This is a genomic window from Streptomyces sp. NPDC037126 (assembly GCF_055605965.1).
In genome coordinates this window covers 1-3,749 of record NZ_JBVJTD010000077.1, presented here as the reverse complement: position 1 = coordinate 3,749, position 3,749 = coordinate 1, and the positions used below count along the sequence as shown (strand labels likewise).

The 3,749-nt window shown below is 72.0% G+C and carries 1 protein-coding gene; it reads left to right on the top strand.

What is annotated here, in order from left to right:
- The coding region (locus ACZ7FF_RS44845; protein WP_470820518.1) for a non-ribosomal peptide synthetase at window positions 1-3,749 on the top strand (3,749 nt) is incomplete at both ends.

Below are 3,749 nucleotides of genomic sequence, written 5' to 3'. Positions count from 1 at the left end.
TTCAGCCTCGCCGAACAGCGCGGTGCGCAGGGTGAGCCGCGGGGCGTCACGGGTGCCGTCGAGTACTCCAGCGACATCTACGACGCGGCCACCGTTCGCACGCTGTTCGAGCGCTGGGTCCGCTTCCTCGACCTCGCCACCACTCACCCCGACCAGCCGCTCGGTCACATCGACATCCTCTCCGCCGAGGAACACCGGCAACTGCTCGGCACCTGGCTGGACACCGGGACCGAGGTCGGCGAGAACCTGCTGCCGGCCCGTTTCGCCGGGCAAGTCGCGGCCACCCCGGACGCCGTGGCTCTGGTCGCCGGGGACACCTCCCTGACGTATGCGGAACTGAACCGCCGGGCCAACCGGCTCGCCCACGCCCTGCTGCGCCGGGGCGCCGGCCCGGACCGGGTGATCGCGCTGGCGATGCCGCGCTCGGCGGACCTGGTGATCGCCCTGCTGGCCGTACTCAAGACCGGCGCGGCGTACCTGCCGCTGGACCCGGACCACCCGGCCGCCCGCATCGAGTACGTGCTGGAGGACGCACGGCCCGCCCTGCTGCTCACCACCCTGGCGACGGACTCCCGGACACCAGGCGGCGGTTCGGCCGAGCGACTGGTGCTGGACTCTCCGGAGGGACGGGCACTGCTCGCGGGCTCCCCCGACACCGACCCTGCCGACACCGACCGCACTGGGCCGTTGCGACCCGCCGACGCCGCCTACGTGATCTACACGTCCGGGTCGACCGGCCGCCCCAAGGGGGTGGTCGTACCGCACGCTCCGCTGCTCAACTTCCTGGAGGCCATGCGGCGGACGGCCCCGCTGAGGCCGGGGGAGCGGCTGCTCGCGGTGACCACCGTGGCGTTCGACATCGCCGCGCTGGAGCTGTACCACCCGCTCCTGTCGGGCGGCACGGTCGTCCTCGCGCCCAAGGAGGCCGTACCCCAGCCGTCCGCCGTGCTCGACCTGGTCGCCCGGCACGGCGTCACGGTGGTGCAGGGGACACCGTCCCTGTGGCAGCTCCTGCTCACGCACGACCCGGAGGCCTGCCGGGGCCTGCGCATGCTGGTCGGCGGCGAGGCGCTGCCCGCCCCGCTCGCCGAGTCGATGCGAGCGCTCACGGACGAGCTGACCAACCTGTACGGCCCCACGGAGACCACCATCTGGTCGACCGCCGCGGACCTGGCCGGCGGCGCGGGCGCCCCACCGATCGGTAGGCCGATCGCCAACACCCGGGCCTATGTGCTGGGTGCGGGACTGGAGTTGGTTGCGCCCGGTGTCACCGGCGAGTTGTACATCGCGGGTGCCGGGGTCGCCCGCGGTTACCTGGGCAGGCCCGCCCTGACGGCCGAGCGGTTCGTGGCGGACCCGTACGCCGTCGAGCCCGGTGGTCGTATGTACCGCACCGGTGACCTGGTGCGCTGGAACCGGGACGGTGAGCTGGAGTTCGTCGGCCGGGCCGACCAGCAGGTCAAGATCCGCGGCTTCCGGATAGAACCCGGAGAGATCGAGAACGTCCTCACCGACCACGCGGACATCGCGCAGGCGGCCGTCATCGTCCGCGAGGACCAGCCGGGCGACGCGCGCCTCGTCGCCTACGTCGTCGCCGACACCGCCGCGTCGACGCGGCACGAGGCCGTGGAGCAGGACCAGCTCGGCGAGTGGCAGGCCCTGTACGACTCCGTGTACACCACAGCGCCGGAGACGGCGTTCGGCGAGAACTTCGCCAGCTGGAACAGCAGTTACGACGGTGAGCCGATTCCGTTGTCCGAGATGCGGGAGTGGCGGCAGGCCACGCTCGAGCGGATCAGGGCGTTGCGGCCGCGTCGGGTGCTGGAGATCGGGGTGGGTACGGGTCTGCTCCTGGCGGGCCTGGCGCCGGAGTGCGAGGAGTACTGGGGCACGGACCTGTCGCCGGTCGTCGTGGAGGAGTTGCGGCGCCATGTCGAGGCCGATCCCGAGCTGGCCCAGCGAGTCAGGCTCCGTGTGCAGGCAGCGCACGATTTCGGCGGGCTTCCGCAGGGCCGTTTCGACACGGTGGTGCTCAACTCGGTGGCCCAGTACTTCCCGAACGCCGGCTATCTGACACAGGTCGTCGAGCAGGCCTTCGCTCTGCTCGCCCCTGGTGGGGCGCTGTTCATCGGTGACGTCCGCAATCCGCGGCTGCTGCGCACCTTCGCCGCCGGTGTGCAGACCGCGCGTGCCGTCGACCCGGCGGACACGGCCGCGATCCGGCGTGCGGTGGAGCAGAGCCTCGTCCTGGAGAAGGAACTCCTCGTCGACCCCGAGTACTTCACCGCACTCGCCCACCACATACCCGGCCTCGCGGGCACCGACATCCAGCTCAAGCGCGGCACCGCCCACAACGAACTGACCCGCTACCGCTACGACGCCACCCTCTACAAGGACGGCATCACCCCCCAGCCCCTCACCCACACCCCCGCCCGGCCCTGGACCGCCCACGCCGATGCCCACGCCAACCTCACCGCGCTGAGGCGGCAGCTGGCGGCCGAACGGCCCACGGAACTGCGCCTCACCGGTGTCCCCAACTCGCGCCTCGCCCATGACGTCGCCGTGGGGCGGGCCCTCGACGCCGGTACGCCCCCGCCCGTACGCTCCGCCGAAGCGCAGAACGGCCTCGAGGCCTTCCACGACCTGGGCGACGAGTACGGCTACTGGACCGGCATCACCTGGAACACCCATGACGCCGACACCGTGGACGTCGTCTTCGTCGACCGGAACCTACTGGCCGACCGTGCCCCCACCGGTACGTACGTCCCCCTCCACTCCGGCGTCCCCACGACGCCCCTGTCCACGTGGACCACCAACCCCGCGGCCCGTCGCGGGACCAGTGCCCTGGTCATCGAACTCCGGGAACACATCCGCCTCCATCTGCCCGACTACATGGTCCCGGCGGCCGTCGTCCCCCTCGACCGGCTTCCCCTGACGGCCAACGGCAAGCTCGACCGGGCCGCCCTGCCGGAGCCGGACTTCACCGGGCAGGGGTCGTCGGGGTGGGAGGCGCGTACGCCGCAGGAGCAGATCGTGTGCGACCTGTTCGCGCAGGTCCTCGGGCTGGCGCGGGTCGGTGTCGGTGACGACTTCTTCGATCTGGGCGGGCACTCGCTGCTGGCCACGCGGCTGATCGCCCAGGTCCGTGCGGTGTTCGGTGTCGAGCTGGAGCTGCGTGCGCTGTTCGAGGGCCCGACCCCGGCAGCGGTGGCTGCCCTCCTGGACACCGCGGGACCCGGCCGCCTGCCACTCACCGTGCGGGAGCGGCCCGACAGCATGCCGCTGTCCTTCGCCCAGCGCAGGCTGTGGTTCATCCACAGGATGGAGGGCCCCAGCGCCACCTACAACATCCCGCTGGCCCTACGCCTGTCCGGCGAGCTGGACCGCGACGCGCTGCGCGCCGCTCTGTCCGACGTGGTGGCCCGGCACGAGAGTCTGCGCACCGTGTTCCCCGAGGCCGAGGGCGTGCCGTGCCAGCAGGTGCTGGCCCCCGAGGCGGCCGTACCCCGTCTGACGGTCACCGCGACGACCGAGGCCGAACTGCCGGACGCCCTGATGCCGGCGGCCCGCCACGCCTTCGACCTGGCCACCGAACCTCCGCTGCGCGCGGACCTCTTCGAGCTCTCCGCGCAGGAGCATGTGCTGTTGCTCGTGGTGCATCACATCGCGGGTGACGGCTGGTCGCTGGGGCCGCTGGCCGCTGACCTGACCCGTGCCTATACGGCTCGTGTGCAGGGGCGGGTGCCCAA